The organism is Clostridioides sp. ZZV14-6154 (assembly GCF_020657785.1).
In the GTDB taxonomy this organism is placed as follows: domain Bacteria; phylum Bacillota; class Clostridia; order Peptostreptococcales; family Peptostreptococcaceae; genus Clostridioides.
Genome location: NZ_JAGWCY010000012.1, coordinates 68,743 through 87,581 on the forward strand (window position 1 = coordinate 68,743; position 18,839 = coordinate 87,581).

An 18,839-nucleotide genomic window follows, 5' to 3' on the forward strand; every position below is an offset into this window, starting at 1 on the left:
TATTGGAGGTTTAACTATGAAGGTAGGAGACATTGTAGCTAGAAAGTCACATAACAAAGATATTGTATTTAAAATAGTCTCTTTTGGTGTAGATGAAAATAATGAAAAAATAGCTATACTAAAAGGAATTGCATTTAGAGTAATAGCAGATGCTTATATTGATGACCTTGAATTAGTAAAAGCACCTGATATAAAAGATATATTAATAGATAAAAATGTAGAAAATTTATTATATAAGTCAGTAAGAAAGGCTAAAGAGAGACAGAAAAAGATGACAAGGGCAGTTCCAAAACTTCAATTAAATTCTAACACATATGGGATGCCTGGAAAAGTACTACAAATAGATGGAGATAAAGAGTATTTAAAAATTTGTTTGGATGTATATGCTCAACTTGGAATACCTGCAGTAGGAGTAGCAGTTTCAGAGCAAAATCAGCATAAAGAAATAAGAGCATTACTAGAAAAATATAATCCGGATATACTAGTAATTACAGGACATGATGCAATGACAATAAAAAGAGGAGATATAGAAGATATGAATAACTATAGAAACTCTTTAAATTTTATGAAAACAGTTAAAGAAGCGCGTAAATGGCAACCAAATTTGGATAATCTTGTAATATTTGCAGGTGCATGTCAGTCAAATTATGAAAAAATAATAAATGCAGGAGCGAATTATGCAAGTTCCCCTGGTAGAATAATGATACATGCTTTAGACCCTGTTTTTGTAGTAGAAAAAATTGCATGTTCAAGAATTGATGTAGTAGTACCTATTGATGAGGTTATAGAGCAGACTATCACAGGTGTTAAGGGTATTGGTGGCTCTGAAACAAGAGGGAAATTTAGATGGGCAATGCCAAAAACAATATTGCATTAACAAAAATTAACATAATTATACTGTATATATTCAAAAATAGTATTGACATTTTTGCAAAAAATATATAAAATAATTAGTTTAAACGTTTGACAAAAATGTTTATATGTGATATTATGTAAACATATAAACGTTAAAGAAGGTGATATTGTGGCTACTGTTCAAACTCTAGATAAGATAAGAGTAAGCTTAGAAAGACATATAGGAAAGAAGATATTGTTGAAAGCTAATAAAGGAAGAAAGCAGATTATTACAAAAGAGGGTATACTAGAAAAAGTTTATCCAAGCGTGTTTGTTATAAAATTAGATGATGAAAGTAATGGATATCCTAGGGTATCTTATAGTTACTCAGATTTATTAACATCTAATGTAAAGTTGCAAGTTTTTAGAGATCAAGATAAATTACAAATAAGTTAAAATTATACCTATTAAAAATAGGTGTAATTTTTTTTTTGCTCCTTAAATATAAATATAGTGTGATACTTTTATAATACTTAAGGGGGTAAACTATGGAATTAATTAAAGATGTAATTAAAATTGACAATAGAATAGACTTTGGGAAATTTCAAACATTTATTGAGGCAGAAGCAGTAGTGCCAGACAAGAAACTAGATGTATATGAGATTGTAAAGACTGAGGGTTACATATCACTTAAAAAAATTGAGATAGCAGACGGAAAGATACTTTGTAGAGGAAGTTTTAATTACAACGTAATTTACATCGCAGACGATAAAAATACTGTTTCTAATGTAGATGGAAAAGTGGATATAAACGAAGTAATAGAAAAAGATAATGTTATGCAAGATATGGAATACATGTTATTTTCAGAGGTAGAGCATATGGACTGCACTATAATGAATGAGAGAAAGATTAAAGTAGGAGCTCTTATGAATATAAGAGGAAGTTTATTTGAAAAACAAAGATTAGATATTGTAAAGGATGTAGCACAGGTAGAAGGCATACAAAAGCATAGAAAGGAAATTTGTTTTCAAGATATAGTGGGAATAGAAAAAGCAGAAAGTTCTATAAGAGACACTATAACTATAAATACAGAAGAAATTCAATCTATAATAAGCTTAAATCCTTGTGTTAAAGTAAAAGAAAGTAGAGTAACTGATAATAAGGTTATTATTGGTGGAGTGTTAGAAATAAATCCATTGGCTTGTACATATGAGGGTGAACTTGTAGAGTTAGATAGAGTGGGTATAGAGTTTACTCAGTTTGTAGAAGTTCCTGGAGTGAGTGATGGCATGACTGAGGAAGTATTATTGTCCATGTCAGACTTTAATCATATTTTTAAACAAAATAGTGAAAGTAATACAGGTCTATTAGAAATAGATTGTATGGCTTGTTGCAAGGTAAAAGTTACAGATGAAGTGACAAGAGAGGTATTACAAGATGCATACTCTCCTCAAAAGATAATAAAATTTGACCATAAACCTATTCAACTAAATAAGACTTTGAGAAATAGTGAAGAAACATTTATGGTTAGAGAAGGAATAAGAAATGATAATGATGATATACAAATAAAAGATATTGTAAGCGTTTGTCCAACTATGTCTATAGAAAATAGCTACATTGAAGGAAATAAAAGTATTATACAAGGGATTATAAAAGTTGAAATTTTATTTATTCCAGTTGAAGGGCTAAAGTTAGTTTATAAAATTAGTGAAGAAATTCCATTTGAGCATGATATAGAGATGGATAATTTAACTGATACAGCATCTGTTTTTAATACAGCATGTATTGATAAAATTGAAGTTGATTTAAATAGAGACCAAATAGATTTAGTTATAAAAATCAAAAGATTTACTGAAGCATTAGATAAAAAGGCAGAAAGCTTTATTGTTAAAGGTGAAGATCAAGGTGTGTATGATTTATCTAAAGCCCCAAGTATAATTGTATATATATGTAAAGAAGGAGATACTTTCTGGAATATTGCAAAAAAATACAATACAACAGAAAATGAAATTGCAGAACTTAATGATATAAAACTTGACGAAGCAATTAAGCCTGGTAAGTGTCTTATTTTAGAAAAAAAAGTCGTATTAGTAGATTAATATTAAAAAATTTAAAGTAATTAAGTATAATAGGGTATTATAATACCCTATTATTTTATTTTTTGTAGTATAATATTATTGTTAGTGATGCATTATTCTTTAAACAAGGAGGATAGAATGGATTTTATAAAACTAAAGAGCAGAGCAAAAATAAATTTATCCATTGATGTCTTAGGAAAAAGGCAAGACGGTTATCATTTTGTTGAAATGATAATGCAAACGATAGATTTATACGATATAGTAAAAATAAAAGGATTAGATAAAGATGAAATAAAGGTAAAAAGCACTAGTTTAGATATTCCTTTAGATGAAGATAATATTGTTTATAAAGCTGCCAAAATAATTAAGAATAAATTTAATATAAAAAAAGGTGTAGAAGTATTCATAGAAAAAAATATTCCTGTAGCAGCAGGGATGGCTGGAGGAAGTTCCAATGCCGCCGCAGTATTAGTAGGATTAAATGAATTATGGAAACTTGAGTTATCTGAAGATGAATTAAAAGAAATAGGATTTAATTTAGGAGCAGATGTTCCATTTTGTATATCAGGAAGGCCTGCTTTAGCTCAAGGTGTTGGAGAAAAACTAACAGATATTAAAGGTTTACCATGTGATATAAGTATTTTAATATGTAAACCAGAATTATTTGTTTCTACAAAAGAAGTTTATCAAGGATTAGACTTGAATAATATTAAAAAAAGACCCAATAATAAATATTTGATGGAGTGTTTAAATTCAGAAGATATAAGAGCTGTATCAGAAAATATGATAAATGTTCTTGAAAATGTTACTATAAGTAAATATGAAGAAATAAATAATATAAAGCAAGTTATGATGAAAAATAATGCTTTAGGTTCTATGATGAGTGGCAGTGGTCCTACAGTTTTTGGATTATTTGAAAGTAAAGAAGACGCTCTAATTGGAAAAAAAGAATTATTAAAAAAATATAAACAGGTATATGTTGTTAACAGCAGTCAAAAAGGGGTTGAAATTTGTGGAGAATTTAACTAAACTAAACTTGGATAATTACAAGCCATTAAGAGATGTAGTCTTCGAAAATTTAAGAGAGGCAATCTTAGAAGGGAAATTAAAGCCTGGTCAAAGGCTGATGGAAGTACAACTAGCAGAACAATTAGGCGTAAGTAGAACTCCAGTAAGAGAGGCAATAAGAAAGCTTGAATTAGAAGGTTTAGTTGTTATGTTACCTAGAAAAGGTGCATATGTAGCAAATATGTCTTTAAAGGATCTTCTAGATGTATTAGAAGTAAGAGCAAGCTTAGAAGGTTTAGCAGCGTCTCTTGCTGCTGAAAGAATTAGTGATGATGATATAAAAAAACTTAAAGATATATCAGAAGCGTTAAAAAAAAGCATTTTAGAATCAGATTTAGATGCACTATTGAAACAAGATGTAGAATTTCATGAATGTATATTTAAAGCAACAAACAATAAAAAATTAATCCAATTGATAAACTCCTTATGGGAACAAGTGTATAGGTTTAGAGTTACTTATATGTCTGATTACGACTCATCACTTAATATTGTTGAAGAACATAGATTTTTACTTGATGCCATAATCAAAGGTGATAGTGAATTGTCGAAGAAATATGCTACAGAGCATATAGAAAAAGCAGAGCAATTTATGATAGATAAGGCTATGATGAATAAAGACTTATAAAATTTAAAAACTACTTTGAAATGGTTATAATCATTTCAAAGTAGTTTTTTTATTGATATTGAAAAATATTATGAATAAATTAAATTTAATTGGACATAATTGATGATATAAATTTATCTTGAGGGGGACTTTTCAATGAGAAAAATTAAGGTTAGATTGGGAATATTAATATTAAGTCTTATATCAGTCATATCAATAATGACGATAGTAATAAATGGTGAAGTAAAAAAAGTTGATAATATATCAAAAGACTATAAAGATAAATTAATAAGATTTCATGTTATAGCAAATAGTAATACAGATGAAGATCAAGAACTTAAATTAAAAGTTAGGGATGAAGTAATAAAATATTTACAGCCAAAGCTACAAAACTCAAAAAGTATAGAGGAAAGTGAAGCTATTATAAAAAAAGAATATAGTAATTTGGAAGAAATAAGTAAAAATATTATTCTCGAAAATGGATATAATTACAGTGTAAAGGTAGGTATACAATATAGTAACTTTCCTACAAAGCAATATTCTAATATAGTTCTTCCAGCAGGTGAATATAAAGCACTAAAAATTATAATTGGAAAAGGTGAAGGAAAGAACTGGTGGTGTGTTATGTTTCCTCCATTATGCTTTGTTGATGAGTCTAATGGTGTTATAGATAAATCTACAGATGATAAGTTAAAAGAAGTTTTAACTGACAAGGAATATAAGCTAATAAAACAAGACACACCAAAGAAAACAAGTAAAGTAAAAATCAAGTTTAAAGTAATTGAAGTAGTAAAGGATTTAGAAGAAAAATTTTAAAAAAATAAAATTATAAGGAGTGGTTTTAATCATGGACAGGTGGAGTAAACTGATAGCTATATTACTAGCCTTAACCTATATATTTATGCCTATTAAAGAGGTATTTGCAGATGAGCCAACAGAGACAGTTAAGAAAGTAAATAAACAAGAACAAAATGTAGCAAAGAAGGAAGTAATAAATTTATCTAATAATGATTTAATGTTACTGTCTAAATTGGTTGCAGGTGAAGCTAGAGGAGAAAGCTATGAGGGACAGGTTGCTGTAGCAGCTGTAGTAATAAACAGAGTATTGGACCCTAGGTTTCCAGATTCAATAGAGGAAGTTATATATCAGAAAAATGCTTTCTCAGTTGTGCTTGATGGTTCAATAAACAAGACACCAACAGATTCAGCATGTAAAGCAGCTAAAGAAGCTCTTTATGGAACTGACCCAACAAATAAAGCAGTATATTTCTGGAATCCAGAAATAGCCACTTGCAAATGGATAAATAGACTAAATCCATATATGAGAATAGGGAATCATGTGTTTGCAAAATAAATTTAAATTTTTGAGTACTGAAAGGAGTTGTCTTTTTCTAGAAATTATTTTCTAATTTGAGATAGCTCCTTTATTTTTTGTTTAAAATAAACTATAATAATCATTTAGGTAATAATATATTAACTGTGAATATAAAAATAAATTTTAGCGATAAATAAGATGTTGTTAAACACAAAAATGTAAAGTAGGTGTTGTATAAAAATGAGCAATAAACCAATAGGAGTTTTTGATTCGGGATTAGGCGGATTGACGGTTTTGAAAGAAATAATGAAGATATTACCAAATGAGGATATAATATATTTTGGAGATACTGCTAGAATACCATATGGTTCGAGATCTAAGGAAACTATAATTAAATATACTTTTCAAGCTATAAATTTTTTAAAAACTAAAGATGTAAAAGCTATAGTTATAGCTTGTAATACTGCTACTGCGAGAAGTTTAAAAGAGGCTCAAGAAAAATATGATATACCAATAATAGGTGTTATAGAAGCAGGCGCTAGGACAGCTGTAAGCTCCACTAAAAACAAGATTGTAGGTATAATTGGAACAGAAGGAACTATAAGTTCAAAGGCATATAATTTAGAAATATCTAAAATAGATAAAAATATAGAAATTGTTAATAAAGCATGCCCTTTATTTGTACCAATTGTTGAAGAAGGATGGGCAAATACAGAAGTAGCTAAATTAACAGCAAAGATATATCTACAAGAATTAAAAGATAAGAATATAGACTCTTTAGTATTAGGATGTACTCATTATCCTATTTTAAAGAGAACAATAGGTGAAGAGGTTGGAGAACACATAAAATTGGTTAATCCAGCTAAAGAGACAGCTAAAGATTTAAAAAAGATTTTAGAAGAACGAAATATTATAAATAGCACAGAAGCTCATGGAATTTATCAATATTATGTATCAGATATACATGAAAAATTTTCAGATATAGCGAAAGAATTTTTAAAGAAAAAAATTGATAAAATTCAAAAAGTGGAGATACAAAAATATTAGTTTATATGAAGAAGTCTATGGAGGAAAAATCGTTGAGTGTAAAAATAAGTATAAATACTAGACAATATGATGAAAAAGGAAATATGGACACCATAGAGATGACTGCTTTTGGTAAAATTTTTTATAAAAATGATGGAATATATGTTATTTACAAGGAAAAAGAAGAAAATATAGAAATAACTAATACTATAAAAATACTTAAAAATGAAGTTAGTATTAAAAAGTTTGGTTCTATTAATTCAACCATGATGTTTAAGTGTGGAGAAAGTAGTACTACAAAATATGTAACCCCACAAGGTACCTTATTAATTGATATTGACACAAGAGAATTGGATATAAATATACAAGAAGGGGAACACATAAAATTGAAAATAGACTATAATATAAAGATACAAGATTTATTTTTAGGTAGAAACAAAATAGATATATACATAGATATTAAATAATAACTATAGCTATTTTCCAGAAATTTTATAAAGGTAGTGAAAAAACTACCTTTTATTTAATTTATTTGGTATTATTATATTTATATTAAACTTTAATTTCTTAAAATTGATACAAGGGTTTAGCGTTTTTTTATAGAAAGTATACTTAAAAGTGAATAAAACTAAGTGTAAGAGGGATAAATATGATATTTGATAAGGTACTAAGTACTATAAATAAACATAATTTAATACAAAAAGGCGATAAAATAGTTTTAGGTCTTTCTGGAGGACCTGATTCAGTTTGTTTATTGCATGTACTAAATAGATTAAAAAAAGATTTTAATATAGAAATATATGCAGCACATTTAAATCATCAAATAAGAGGAATAGAAGCTCAAAAAGATGCATTATATGTATCTAAGCTTTGTGAGGATATGGGAATTGTATTCTTTGTAAAGTCTATTAATGTACCAAAATATTGTGAAAATGAGGGGTTATCATTAGAAGAAGGAGCAAGGAAGCTAAGATATGAAATGTTTTATGAAATTAAGGATAAGATTAAAGCTAACAAAATAGCTATAGGTCATAATCTCAATGACCAAGCTGAGACTGTCATGATGCGTATTATGAGAGGAACAGGTCTTAAGGGGTTAAAAGGAATTGATTATATTAGAGATAACTGTATAATTAGACCAATCTTGGATGTAGAGAGAATAGATATAGAGGAATATTGTAAAGCTTATAATTTAAATCCTAGAATAGATAAAACAAATTTAGAAAACATATACACTAGAAATAAAATAAGGTTAGACCTTTTACCATATATGAAGGATAATTTTAATTCAAATGTAATAGAATCTATAGTGAGGATGAGCAATAGCTTAAAAAGTGATAACGATTATATTGAGAAAGAGGCAGAAGCTAAATTTAGAGAAGTTTCAAATATAAAAGAAAAGAGCTTTGTAGACATAAATTTAGAAGCTTTTATTTGCTTACATGATGCTATCAAAGTTAGGGTTCTTAGAAATTCTATAAAACATATACTAGGAGATACTAATTTTGTTGATCAAAAACATATAGAGGACATAATGTCTTTAGAAAGCGATTCAAAAGTAAATAAAATGATAACTCTTCCGAGAAATATATTTGTTTATAGAAAAAAAGACAGTATAATATTAACCAATGAGGAAATTGTTAGTGAGGAAATTGAATTTTATTACAATATACCTAGTAATGGGTTTATAAAAATAAAAGAATTAAAACAAATTATTGAGACCCAAGTAATGAGTATAGATAGGTATAAGAGTATGAAATTAGACAATTCATCTAAAGGGTTTGATTTTAATAAGGTAAAAGGGGGTATAGTAATAAGGAGCAGAAGGCAAGGTGATAAGATAAAACTTGCTATGGGAAGTAAAAAAGTGAAGGATTTATTCATAGATTTAAAAATCCCAAGAGAAGAAAGATGTAAAATTCCTATAATCACAGATAGTGAAGGAATAATATGTGTTGGAGATTATAAAATCAGTGAGAATTATAAAATTGATGAAAGCACAAAAGAAGTATTAAAAATTAATTTTAACAAATTATAGGGCAAAGCAATGTATGAAAGGAGGGCTTCTATATTGAATAAGTTGCTAAAAGGGGCAGGTTTTTATCTACTTGTTTTTATAATTATAGTAGGTATAGTTCAATTCTCAGGTAAGCCTACAGAAAAAATAAAAGATTTAAAATTTTCCCAAGTATATAGGGAATTAACCGATGAGAATATATCAAGATTGTACTTTGTAAATCAAACTTCTGTAGAAGGTACTATAAAAGATACAAATACAAAGTTTAAATCATATGTTCCAACAGAAATAATGGGAGATAAACTGGCAGATGAAGTGTTAGATCAAGCTAAGGCTGGAAAATTAACATTTGGTGGTGAAGCTAAACCATCTACACCTTGGTTTGTTGAGATGCTACCTACATTACTGTTAATATTCTTTATGGTAATTCTTTGGTTTGTATTTATGAATCAGTCTCAAGGTGGAGGCGGAAAGGTTATGAGCTTTGGTAAGTCAAAGGCTAAGGTTCATAAGGATGATGAAAAAACTAGAGTTACGTTTAAAGATGTAGCTGGATTGGATGAAGAAAAAGAAGATTTACAAGAAGTAGTAGACTTCTTGAAGAATCCTAAGAAATATATTGAATTAGGAGCAAGAATACCAAAAGGAATGCTTATGGTAGGACCTCCTGGAACTGGTAAAACATATCTATCAAGAGCAGTTGCTGGAGAAGCAGGAGTGCCATTTTTCAGTATAAGTGGTTCTGATTTCGTTGAGATGTTTGTTGGGGTTGGGGCTTCAAGAGTAAGAGATTTATTTGAGCAAGCTAAAAAAAGCGCTCCAGCTATAATATTTATAGATGAAATCGATGCAGTTGGTAGAAAGAGAGGAGCAGGTCTTGGTGGAGGTCATGATGAAAGAGAACAAACTCTTAATCAACTTCTAGTTGAGATGGATGGATTTGGAGTAAACCAAGGTATAATAATCATGGCAGCAACAAATAGACCAGATATACTTGACCCAGCCTTACTTAGACCAGGAAGATTTGACAGACAAGTAGTTGTTGGTACACCAGATGTAAAAGGTAGAGAAGCTATATTTAAAGTTCACTCAAGAAATAAACCACTAAATGATGATGTTAAAATGGATGTATTAGCTAGAAGAACACCAGGATTTACCCCTGCTGATATAGAAAACTTAATGAATGAAGCTGCAATACTAACAGCTAGAAAAAGAGAAAAGAAAATTAAGATGGAAACTATAGAAGAAGCTATAACAAAGGTTATAGCAGGTGTAGCTAAGAAATCAAGAGTAATAAGTGAAAAAGAAAGAAGACTTACAGCATATCATGAAGGCGGGCATGCAGTTTGTGCTCATATACTTGAGGAAGTAAGTCCTGTTCATCAAGTTACAATAGTACCAAGAGGAAGAGCAGGAGGATTTACAATGCAGCTTCCTGTTGAAGATAAGTTCTATGCTACTAAAAATGAGATGAAAGAAAACATAGTAGTTTTACTTGGAGGTAGAGTAGCAGAAGAGTTAGTGCTAAAAGATGTGTCTACAGGAGCATCAAATGACTTAGAAAGAGTTACAGCTACTGCAAGAAGTATGGTAACAAAATATGGAATGAGTTCTAAACTTGGTCCAATGTCATTTGACAGTGATGATGAAGTATTTTTAGGTAATAGTTTTTCAAGTAAGAGAAATTATTCTGAAGAGGTTGCTTTTGAAATAGACCAAGAAACAAAACGTATAGTTGATGGTGCATATGATAAGACAAGAAGTATATTACAAGAAAACATGGATAGACTGGAGTATGTAGCTCAAGCCCTACTTATCTATGAAACTTTAGATGCAGATCAATTTATAAAAGCATTTAATAAAGAATTACCATTAAATGATATTGAAAATGCAATTACAGAGGAAAATTCTCCTAAAGAAACTGAAGAGCAATTAACTATAAATCTAGAAAAAGATAGAGAAGAAAGAAACAATGTTGTTGATATAAATAAAAATCAAGAAAATAAATCTGATGAAGATAAATAATTTTAAAACATTGATTATTTTAAGAGTATTATCTATTAAGGATTAAATATTAAGACTGAAAGTATAATGTTAAATTGATAAACAAAGTATATTTGCATATATCAATTTAATTAATACTTTCAGTTTTTTTGTGATTTTATCAAAGATTAGGTAGAATATTAAATTATGGAAATCAATGGTATGGGTATATACGTTTACTTATGATAATATATTAAAAAGGAATTTTAAAATTAGTAGTATTAAAAATATATTAATAATGTATAATTACTTATTAGAAGAAAATAAGTCATGAAATCATGTCATATTAGAGGTGAAGTATGCGAGAGAAGATAATAGAAATTATATTAAATAATAAATCTGAGTTTATTTCGGGTGAAGAGTTGTCAAAGCAATTAGGTGTGTCACGTGCAGCTATATGGAAACATATGAAAGCTCTAAAGGAAGAGGGATATAATATAGAATCTGTAAATAAAAAAGGTTATAGATTAGCAGAAAATCCAACTGATTTATTAAGTCCACAGAACATCTACTATAAATTAAAAACAGAGTTTATTGGTAAGAATATTGAGCATCTTGATACTGTAGATTCAACCAATGAATACGCAAAAAGAGTGGCTGTGAATAGTATAGATGGAACTGTGATTTTAAGTGAACATCAAGATATGGGAAAAGGACGATTAGGAAGAACTTGGGATTCCAAACCTCATGAAGGGATTTGGATGAGTATTATTCTAAAACCAGATATGGAACCGTTTAAAGCGCCATTTATAACTTTAATAGCAGGAGCAAGTGTAACACAAGCTTTAAATAATCTAGGGGCAAAGACTTTAATAAAATGGCCAAATGATGTTATTTTAAATGGGAAAAAAATATGTGGTATACTAACAGAATTGTCTGCTGAGATTGAAAGAACAAATTATGTTGTTCTTGGTATTGGAATAAATGTTAAAATAATGGACTTTGAGCCAGAAATAGCTGAGAAAGCTACCTCATTGTATAAAGAAGGATACAAATTGTCTAGAGTAGATATTGTCAGAAATGTATTGGCTGAATTCGAAAAGTTATATTTAGATTATATTGCAAATAACTCAAAAGAAGAAACTCTAAAAATATGTAGAGATTATTCTGCGATTATAGATAAGAATATATATGTACTAAAAGGAAATGATAAAGAATTAGTTAAATGCTTAGATATAAATGAAGATGGTAACTTAGTGGTTCAAAGTAGTGATGGAAGTGTAAAAGAAATTGTTTCGGGTGAAGTTTCTATAAGAGGAGAAAAGGGATATGTATGATAATATTTTAGATATAGAAGGTTTAAAGGTTGGGCAAGTTGAGGATAGAAGAGGGATGACTGGATGTACAGTAGTGATTTGTGAAGAAGGTGCAACTTGTGGTGTTGATGTAAGAGGGTCAGCTCCAGGAACTAGAGAAACCGATTTATTAGACCCTGTAAATATGGTTCAAAAAGTTCATGCTGTAGTTTTAGCAGGAGGTTCTGCATATGGTCTTGAATCTACTTGTGGAGTAAGTAGATACTTAGAAGAGAGAGGAATTGGTTTTGATGTTGGAGTTGGCAAAGTTCCTATAGTTGTGGGCGCAGTTTTATTTGATTTAGGAGTAGGAGATTTTAAGTGTAGACCAGATATACAAATGGGTTATAAAGCTTGTGAAGTAGCAAATACAACTGTTTTAAATCAAGGGAATTATGGAGCAGGATGTGGAGCTACTGTTGGAAAGATAAGAGGGCAAGAATATGCTATGAAAGGTGGAATAGGAAGTTATTCTATAAAACTTGATAATGGATTGATTGTATCTGCATTGATTGCTGTAAACGCTCTTGGAGATGTTTATGAGGATGGAAAGGTTATAGCAGGTGCCTTAAATGATAAAAAAACAGAAACAATTGATACATACAAATTGATGAAACAAGGTGCAAGTAAAGGCGGATTTAGTATAGATAATACTACTATTGGAATTATAGCAACGAATGCTAAGTTGACTAAAGCTGAATGTAAAAAAATATCTCAAATGGGTCATGATGGGTATGCAAAAGCTATTTTTCCTATCCATACACCTCATGATGGAGATACAATATTCACAATGTCAAAAGGTGAAATAGAAGCAGATATAACGTTATTAGGTTCATTAGCTGTAGAGGCTGTGGAAAAAAGTATAATAAATGCAGTAAAAAAAGCTGATAGTGTAGAAAATATAATAGCATATAAAGACATAGTAAAAAAATGAGAAATATGATGAAATTAGCATATTTTTCTTGTCAAATTGTTGACAATGGCAACTCGTCTTGATAAAATTATTCTTGTTAGAGCAGGCATCCTGAAAGTAGTAGCCTGACTCATAATGATAAAAAATAAGAGTAAGAAAAATCAAAAAATTAAGTAGTCCGGCATCGTTAGTGAGCTGGAACGGAGGTGTATTTTTTATGATGAACACAAGTGCATCAGTAAGAAAAGTAAATGTAAGAAAGATGACTATAATAGGAGTACTATCAGCTATTTCTATTATGCTATCTATGACTCCATTGGGATTTATTCCAGTTGGACCTACAAAAGCAACTATAATGCATATACCAGTTATTATTGGAGCTATTATGGAAGGACCAATAGTTGGGGCAGCAATAGGCTTTATATTTGGAGTATCAAGTCTTTTAAACGCTATAGTAAACCCAACAGTAACATCTTTTGTTTTTATAAATCCATTAGTTTCAATATTGCCAAGAGTTATGATAGGTATATTGGCTTATTATGTATATCAACTAATAATCAATGCTACAAGTAAGGTATACATATCTGGATTAATTACAGGAGCTGTAGGTTCTTTGTTAAATACAGCTGGTGTTTTAGGAATGATATATGTTTTATATGCTGACAAGTATCTTCAAGCAATGGGTCAAAATGGTTCAGCAGGAAAGGTTATAATGGCTCTTGCCGCAGCAAATGGAGTACCAGAAGCAATAGTAGGAGCTTTAGTAGTAGCTGCCGTTGCTGCTGTACTTAAGAAAAGCAAAAAATAGAAAGAAGGTTAATGACATATGCTTCTAGTATTTGATGTTGGAAATACTAATATGGTTTTAGGTATATATAAAGGTGACAAGTTAGTTAATTATTGGAGAATTAAAACAGATAAGGAAAAAACATCTGATGAATATGGAATTCTAATAAGTAGCTTATTTAAGTATGATGATGTGGATATAAATGCTATTGATGATGTAATAATATCATCTGTAGTTCCAAACGTTATGCATTCTCTTGAAAATTTTTGTATAAAATACTGTAAAAAGCATCCATTGATAGTAGGTCCAGGCATAAAAACAGGTCTAAATATAAAATATGATAATCCAAAACAAGTTGGAGCAGACAGGATAGTTAATGCTGTAGCAGGCATAGAAAAATATGGAGCACCAAGTATACTTGTAGATTTTGGAACAGCAACTACATTTTGTGCTATTTCTGAAAAAGGTGAATATCTAGGGGGTACAATAGCACCAGGAATAAAAATATCTAGTGAGGCATTATTCCAAAGTGCATCTAAATTACCTAGGGTAGAATTAGCAAAACCAGGTATGACTATTTGTAAAAGTACTGTATCAGCTATGCAATCTGGTATAATTTATGGATATGTAGGTTTAGTTGATAAAATAATAAATATGATGAAAAAAGAATTAAATTGTGATGATGTTAAGGTTATAGCTACAGGTGGACTAGCTAAACTAATTGCTTCAGAAACAAAAAGTATAGATTATGTAGATGGTTTTTTAACGCTAGAAGGATTAAGAATAATATATGAAAAAAACCAAGAATAATTAATACAGGGAATTGGATTATATATCCAATTCCCTTTTTATGATAGTTTTTTAGTGTTATGTGGTATATTATAATGAGGAAATGCAGATTTAGAAATAAAATCACAAAAACAAAGGAAAATATAGGAGAAAAACGATGAAAGTAGGAAATTTAGAATTAAAAAATAAAGTTTTTCTGTCACCTATGGCAGGGGTAACAGACCTTCCATTTAGATTAATTTGTAAAGAACAAGAATGTGGACTTTTATATACAGAAATGATAAATGGTAAGGCACTTTGCTATGATGATGAAAATACTAAAAAAATGCTTAAGATAGAAAAAGAAGAGCATCCTGTAGCTGTTCAGATATTTGGTTCTGAACCAGATTTTATGGGAAGAGCAGCAGAAATAATGAATGAATATCCAAATGAAATCCTTGATATAAATATGGGATGTCCAGCTCCAAAAGTAGTTAAAAATGGGGATGGTTCAGCACTTATGAAAAATCCTAAACTTGCAGAGCAGGTATTAAAGGCGGTAGTGAAGAATTCAAAGAAACCAGTTACTTTAAAAATAAGAAAAGGATGGGATGATAATAATATAAATGCTGTTGAGATAGCAAAGATGGCAGAAGCTTGTGGAATAAGTGCTTTAGCAATACATGGAAGAACGAGAGAGCAATATTATACAGGTAAAGCAGATTGGGATATAATTGCAGATATTAAGAAAAATTTAAATATACCTGTTATAGGAAATGGTGATGTATTTACAATAGAAGATTCAATAAATATGTTAGACAAAACGGGTTGTGATGCTATAATGATAGGTAGGGGTGCTCAGGGTAACCCGTGGATATTTAAAAGAATAAACCATTATATGAATACAGGCGAGATTTTACCAGAGCCAACTCTTAACGAAAAAATAAGTACTGCCATTAAACATTTAAAGCTTGCAGTAGAAGAACATGGAGAGTATGTAGCTGTAAGGGAAATGAGAAAACACATCGCTTGGTATTTAAAAGGTCTTAGAAACTCTGCAAGACTGAGAGATGAAATTAATAAAATAGAAGACTATCAAGAAGTTGTGTCGAAATTGGAGTACTATATGGAAGACTCCTTGACATAAAAATAATAGTGACTTATAATATAGCGCATAAATTAAAAAAAGATTATAAAAATTTTAAAATATAATTAGGAAAATTCCTAAGAAATTTGTGAAGGAGTTGTATTTATAATGGAAGAGAATAAAGAATTTTTATTGACACAAGAGGGATACGATAAATTAGAAGAAGAATTAGAGAATTTAAAGGTTGTAAAGAGAAAAGAAGTTGCAGAGAGAATAAAGGTTGCTATATCTTTTGGTGATTTATCTGAAAATGCTGAGTATGATGAAGCTAAAAAGGAACAGGCACAAGTTGAAGAAAGAATCTTAAAATTAGAAAATATGGTTAGAAAAGCTGTTATCATAGATGAAAGCAAAATAGACCTTAATGTTGTTACAATAGGTTCAATAGTTAAAGTTAAAGATTTAGAATTTGATGAAGATGTTGAATATACTATAGTTGGTTCAACAGAAGCAGACCCATATGACGGTAAAATATCAAACGAATCTCCTGTAGGAAAAGCGCTTTTAGGAAGAGCTGCTAAAGAGGTTGTAGAAGTGCAAGTTCCTGATGGAGTTGCTAAGTTTGAAATATTAGAAATAAGAAGATAATCTGGAGGAAAAAAATGAAAAATAATCAACAAAGCAATGAAGAAGCACAAATTCAAGAAGACCTTAGTGAAGTACTTCAAGTAAGAAGAGATAAACTAAAAAAATTACAAGAGTCAGGTAGAGACCCTTTTAAAGAAAGTAGATATGATAGAACTCATTATTCTATGGAAATAAAAGATAACTTTGAAGCTCTTGAAGGTCAAACTACAAAAGTAGCAGGACGTATAATGAGCAAGAGAATACAAGGTAAAGCTGGTTTTATAGATATTCAAGACCAAGAAGGAAGAATTCAATCTTATGTAAGATTAGATGCTATAGGGGAAGAAGAATATAGTGTATTTTCAACATATGATATTGGAGATATAATTGGTATTGAAGGGGAAATATTTAGAACTAAAAAGGGAGAAATATCTGTAAAGGCTAAATCTGTAGTATTATTATGCAAATCTTTACAAGTTTTACCAGAAAAATACCATGGATTAAAAGATCAAGAATTAAGATATAGACAAAGATATGTTGATTTAATAGTGAACCCAGAAGTAAAAAATGCTTTTTTAATTAGAACGAAAGCATTAAAAGCATTAAGAGCATATTTAGATGACAGAGGATTTTTAGAAGTTGAAACTCCAATATTAAATACTATAGCGGGTGGAGCAAATGCTAGACCTTTCATAACTAACCATAACACTTTACATATACCAATGTATTTAAGAATAGCAAACGAATTATACTTAAAGAGACTTATTGTTGGTGGATTTGATAAAGTTTATGAAATGGGAAGAATGTTTAGAAATGAAGGTATGGATTTAAAACATAATCCTGAATATACGGCTATAGAATTATATCAAGCATATGCAGACTACACTGATATGATGGAGATAACAGAAAATGTTGTTGCACATATGGCTGAAGTTGCTACAGGAAGCATGATAATCAACTATCAAGGAACAGAAATAAACTTTACACCTCCTTGGAAGAGAATGACTATGGAAGATTGTGTGAAGGAATATTCTGGTGTAGATTTTTCTACAATAAATACAGATGAAGAAGCATTAGAAATTGCTAGAGAAAAAGGCATAGAAATAAAACCTGGAATGAGAAGAGGGGAAGTAATAAATGCTTTCTTTGAAGAGTTTGGAGAAGATAAATTAATCCAACCAACATTTATAACACATCATCCAGTTGAAGTATCTCCATTATCTAAGAGAAATGCTGAAGACCCAAGAAGAACTGATAGATTTGAAGCTTTTGCTAATAAGTGGGAATTAGCTAATGCATTTTCTGAGCTTAATGACCCAATTGACCAAAAAGGAAGATTTATGGACCAATTGAGAAAAAGAGAATTAGGAGATGATGAAGCTTTTGAAATGGATGATGATTTCTTAAAAGCATTAGAAGTAGGTTTACCTCCTACAGGTGGACTAGGAATAGGTATAGATAGAGTTATTATGCTATTAACTAATTCTCCATCTATAAGAGACGTATTATTATTCCCAACTATGAAACCTATTGATAATAATCAAAATAAAGAAGAAGAAGAAAAATAAAAAATACAAGCATTCTACTAAGTTTTAAATAGAATAGAGCTATTAAATTATCAATAAATAGCTTTATTTTATTTAAAATGTCAATGTAGAATGCTTTTTATATATTCTAAAAAAATTTTCATGTATTTAATTTATAAATTACCAACAAACGTTACAAACTGATATTAGTTTTTGTTGATTGGAACTTTATATTTAGAAAATATGATTGAAAGTAATTTATTATGAAAATATTTAAAGTAATTTTTGGGAAGGAAAAAGGAATAAGTTTTGAGAATACTATATATAAAAAATTATTGGGGGAATGTGTGATGTTTCAAGTAATTGATTTTTTATGTTTAGCTTGTATTGGATTTTTAGTTCTTGATGTTATGGTATATTTTTGTAAGGATGCAATGGATATATTTGAAAGTACAACTAAGGTTAATAAAGTTAAGAGTATAAATGTTTGGGCAGATAGAGTCAGAGCTAACTCATATTCTTATGAAAATAAAATTGCAAAATAGGAAAAACTGTATATGCATGTGTTACTTGTAATATCAAGGGTTATATCTGTTAGTTTTAGTTAAATGTATTAAAAAAAACAAAGAGCTATAACCTTTTTTAAAATAAAAAACAAAAAAAGTATTGACGAATTATTTTTAAGGTGATATAGTATTACTTGTCCTTAAGAAAAGGGCAAACATGAAAAATGAACTTTGAAAATTAAACAGTAGGTTAATTTATAAAACAAGAAACAAACCATAAAGCCAGATATTTTGATAACAATAGTATCTGAGCCTGATAAACTTTTATTTGAGAGTTTGATCCT

General features: G+C 29.4%; 19 protein-coding genes. All 19 read left to right on the forward strand.

Going from position 1 to position 18,839, the window contains the following annotated elements; translation table 11 throughout:
* The first annotated feature begins 16 nt into the window (after positions 1–16).
* The 19 genes from yabG (at position 17) to KGF45_RS17340 (ending at position 18,534) form a co-directional block, all read left to right on the forward strand.
* Positions 17–877: a sporulation peptidase YabG gene (gene yabG, locus KGF45_RS17250; protein WP_227828664.1), complete on the forward strand. Its 861-nt coding sequence runs from the start codon at positions 17–19 to the stop codon at positions 875–877.
* A 147-nt stretch (positions 878–1,024) separates the two neighbouring features.
* Positions 1,025–1,291, forward strand: coding sequence for a Veg family protein (locus KGF45_RS17255; RefSeq protein ID WP_009892135.1), 267 nt, complete (start codon positions 1,025–1,027; stop codon positions 1,289–1,291).
* Positions 1,292–1,383: 92 nt separating this feature from the next.
* Entirely contained in the window at positions 1,384–2,934 is a 1,551-nt protein-coding gene (locus KGF45_RS17260; protein ID WP_227437546.1) for a DUF3794 and LysM peptidoglycan-binding domain-containing protein, read from the forward strand.
* Positions 2,935–3,051: 117 nt separating this feature from the next.
* The gene (ispE, locus tag KGF45_RS17265) at positions 3,052–3,942 is read left to right on the forward strand and encodes a 4-(cytidine 5'-diphospho)-2-C-methyl-D-erythritol kinase (RefSeq protein WP_227828665.1); all 891 of its coding nucleotides are present in this window, start codon (positions 3,052–3,054) and stop codon (positions 3,940–3,942) included.
* On the forward strand, positions 3,926–4,606 hold the full coding sequence (locus KGF45_RS17270; RefSeq protein ID WP_227828666.1) for a GntR family transcriptional regulator: 681 nt from the start codon (positions 3,926–3,928) through the stop codon (positions 4,604–4,606). Before ispE ends, KGF45_RS17270 begins: the two co-directional genes overlap by 17 nt.
* A gap of 135 nt (positions 4,607–4,741) precedes the next feature.
* Positions 4,742–5,401: a stage II sporulation protein R gene (spoIIR, locus tag KGF45_RS17275; protein WP_227828667.1), complete on the forward strand. Its 660-nt coding sequence runs from the start codon at positions 4,742–4,744 to the stop codon at positions 5,399–5,401.
* Positions 5,402–5,432: 31 nt separating this feature from the next.
* Positions 5,433–5,939, forward strand: a complete 507-nt coding sequence (locus KGF45_RS17280; protein ID WP_227828668.1) for a cell wall hydrolase — start codon at positions 5,433–5,435, stop codon at positions 5,937–5,939.
* 201 nt (positions 5,940–6,140) lie between these two features.
* Complete coding sequence (murI, locus tag KGF45_RS17285; RefSeq protein WP_227828669.1) at positions 6,141–6,947, forward strand: glutamate racemase; 807 nt, start codon at positions 6,141–6,143, stop codon at positions 6,945–6,947.
* A gap of 17 nt (positions 6,948–6,964) precedes the next feature.
* Positions 6,965–7,393 (forward strand): DUF1934 domain-containing protein, encoded by a 429-nt coding sequence (locus tag KGF45_RS17290; protein ID WP_413894753.1) that lies wholly within the window; start codon positions 6,965–6,967, stop codon positions 7,391–7,393.
* 182 nt (positions 7,394–7,575) lie between these two features.
* Entirely contained in the window at positions 7,576–8,964 is a 1,389-nt protein-coding gene (gene tilS / locus KGF45_RS17295) for a tRNA lysidine(34) synthetase TilS (protein WP_227828671.1), read from the forward strand.
* Positions 8,965–8,997: 33 nt separating this feature from the next.
* Positions 8,998–10,968, forward strand: a complete 1,971-nt coding sequence (ftsH, locus tag KGF45_RS17300) for an ATP-dependent zinc metalloprotease FtsH (RefSeq protein ID WP_227842930.1) — start codon at positions 8,998–9,000, stop codon at positions 10,966–10,968.
* A gap of 317 nt (positions 10,969–11,285) precedes the next feature.
* Positions 11,286–12,263, forward strand: a complete 978-nt coding sequence (locus tag KGF45_RS17305) for a biotin--[acetyl-CoA-carboxylase] ligase (protein WP_227828673.1) — start codon at positions 11,286–11,288, stop codon at positions 12,261–12,263.
* A complete protein-coding gene (locus KGF45_RS17310) occupies positions 12,256–13,215 on the forward strand; it encodes a P1 family peptidase (RefSeq protein WP_227828674.1) in 960 nt (319 codons plus the stop codon). Before KGF45_RS17305 ends, KGF45_RS17310 begins: the two co-directional genes overlap by 8 nt.
* Positions 13,216–13,411: 196 nt before the next feature.
* The gene (locus KGF45_RS17315) at positions 13,412–14,002 is read left to right on the forward strand and encodes an ECF transporter S component (RefSeq protein WP_227483268.1); all 591 of its coding nucleotides are present in this window, start codon (positions 13,412–13,414) and stop codon (positions 14,000–14,002) included.
* A gap of 18 nt (positions 14,003–14,020) precedes the next feature.
* Positions 14,021–14,791 carry a type III pantothenate kinase gene (locus KGF45_RS17320; protein WP_227437521.1) on the forward strand — a complete coding sequence of 257 codons (771 nt, stop codon included), beginning with the start codon at positions 14,021–14,023 and terminating at the stop codon, positions 14,789–14,791.
* Positions 14,792–14,927: 136 nt separating this feature from the next.
* A complete protein-coding gene (dusB, locus tag KGF45_RS17325; RefSeq protein ID WP_227828675.1) occupies positions 14,928–15,896 on the forward strand; it encodes a tRNA dihydrouridine synthase DusB in 969 nt (322 codons plus the stop codon).
* 108 nt (positions 15,897–16,004) lie between these two features.
* Positions 16,005–16,484 (forward strand): transcription elongation factor GreA, encoded by a 480-nt coding sequence (greA, locus tag KGF45_RS17330; RefSeq protein ID WP_227828676.1) that lies wholly within the window; start codon positions 16,005–16,007, stop codon positions 16,482–16,484.
* 14 nt (positions 16,485–16,498) lie between these two features.
* A complete protein-coding gene (lysS, locus tag KGF45_RS17335) occupies positions 16,499–18,031 on the forward strand; it encodes a lysine--tRNA ligase (protein ID WP_227828677.1) in 1,533 nt (510 codons plus the stop codon).
* 308 nt (positions 18,032–18,339) lie between these two features.
* On the forward strand, positions 18,340–18,534 hold the full coding sequence (locus KGF45_RS17340; protein ID WP_227842931.1) for a hypothetical protein: 195 nt from the start codon (positions 18,340–18,342) through the stop codon (positions 18,532–18,534).
* Positions 18,535–18,839: the final 305 nt, after the last annotated feature.

Bases quoted from the DNA above. Each gene is read 5' to 3' on its own strand.
- yabG (WP_227828664.1), top strand. From the start codon at position 17: ATGAAGGTAGGAGACATTGTAGCTAGAAAGTCACATAACAAAGATATT.
- KGF45_RS17260 (WP_227437546.1), top strand. From the start codon at position 1,384: ATGGAATTAATTAAAGATGTAATTAAAATTGACAATAGAATAGACTTT.
- ispE (WP_227828665.1), top strand. From the start codon at position 3,052: ATGGATTTTATAAAACTAAAGAGCAGAGCAAAAATAAATTTATCCATT.
- spoIIR (WP_227828667.1), top strand. From the start codon at position 4,742: ATGAGAAAAATTAAGGTTAGATTGGGAATATTAATATTAAGTCTTATA.
- KGF45_RS17280 (WP_227828668.1), top strand. From the start codon at position 5,433: ATGGACAGGTGGAGTAAACTGATAGCTATATTACTAGCCTTAACCTAT.
- murI (WP_227828669.1), top strand. From the start codon at position 6,141: ATGAGCAATAAACCAATAGGAGTTTTTGATTCGGGATTAGGCGGATTG.
- KGF45_RS17290 (WP_413894753.1), top strand. From the start codon at position 6,965: ATGGAGGAAAAATCGTTGAGTGTAAAAATAAGTATAAATACTAGACAA.
- tilS (WP_227828671.1), top strand. From the start codon at position 7,576: ATGATATTTGATAAGGTACTAAGTACTATAAATAAACATAATTTAATA.
- KGF45_RS17305 (WP_227828673.1), top strand. From the start codon at position 11,286: ATGCGAGAGAAGATAATAGAAATTATATTAAATAATAAATCTGAGTTT.
- KGF45_RS17310 (WP_227828674.1), top strand. From the start codon at position 12,256: ATGTATGATAATATTTTAGATATAGAAGGTTTAAAGGTTGGGCAAGTT.
- KGF45_RS17315 (WP_227483268.1), top strand. From the start codon at position 13,412: ATGATGAACACAAGTGCATCAGTAAGAAAAGTAAATGTAAGAAAGATG.
- KGF45_RS17320 (WP_227437521.1), top strand. From the start codon at position 14,021: ATGCTTCTAGTATTTGATGTTGGAAATACTAATATGGTTTTAGGTATA.
- dusB (WP_227828675.1), top strand. From the start codon at position 14,928: ATGAAAGTAGGAAATTTAGAATTAAAAAATAAAGTTTTTCTGTCACCT.
- greA (WP_227828676.1), top strand. From the start codon at position 16,005: ATGGAAGAGAATAAAGAATTTTTATTGACACAAGAGGGATACGATAAA.
- lysS (WP_227828677.1), top strand. From the start codon at position 16,499: ATGAAAAATAATCAACAAAGCAATGAAGAAGCACAAATTCAAGAAGAC.
- KGF45_RS17340 (WP_227842931.1), top strand. From the start codon at position 18,340: ATGTTTCAAGTAATTGATTTTTTATGTTTAGCTTGTATTGGATTTTTA.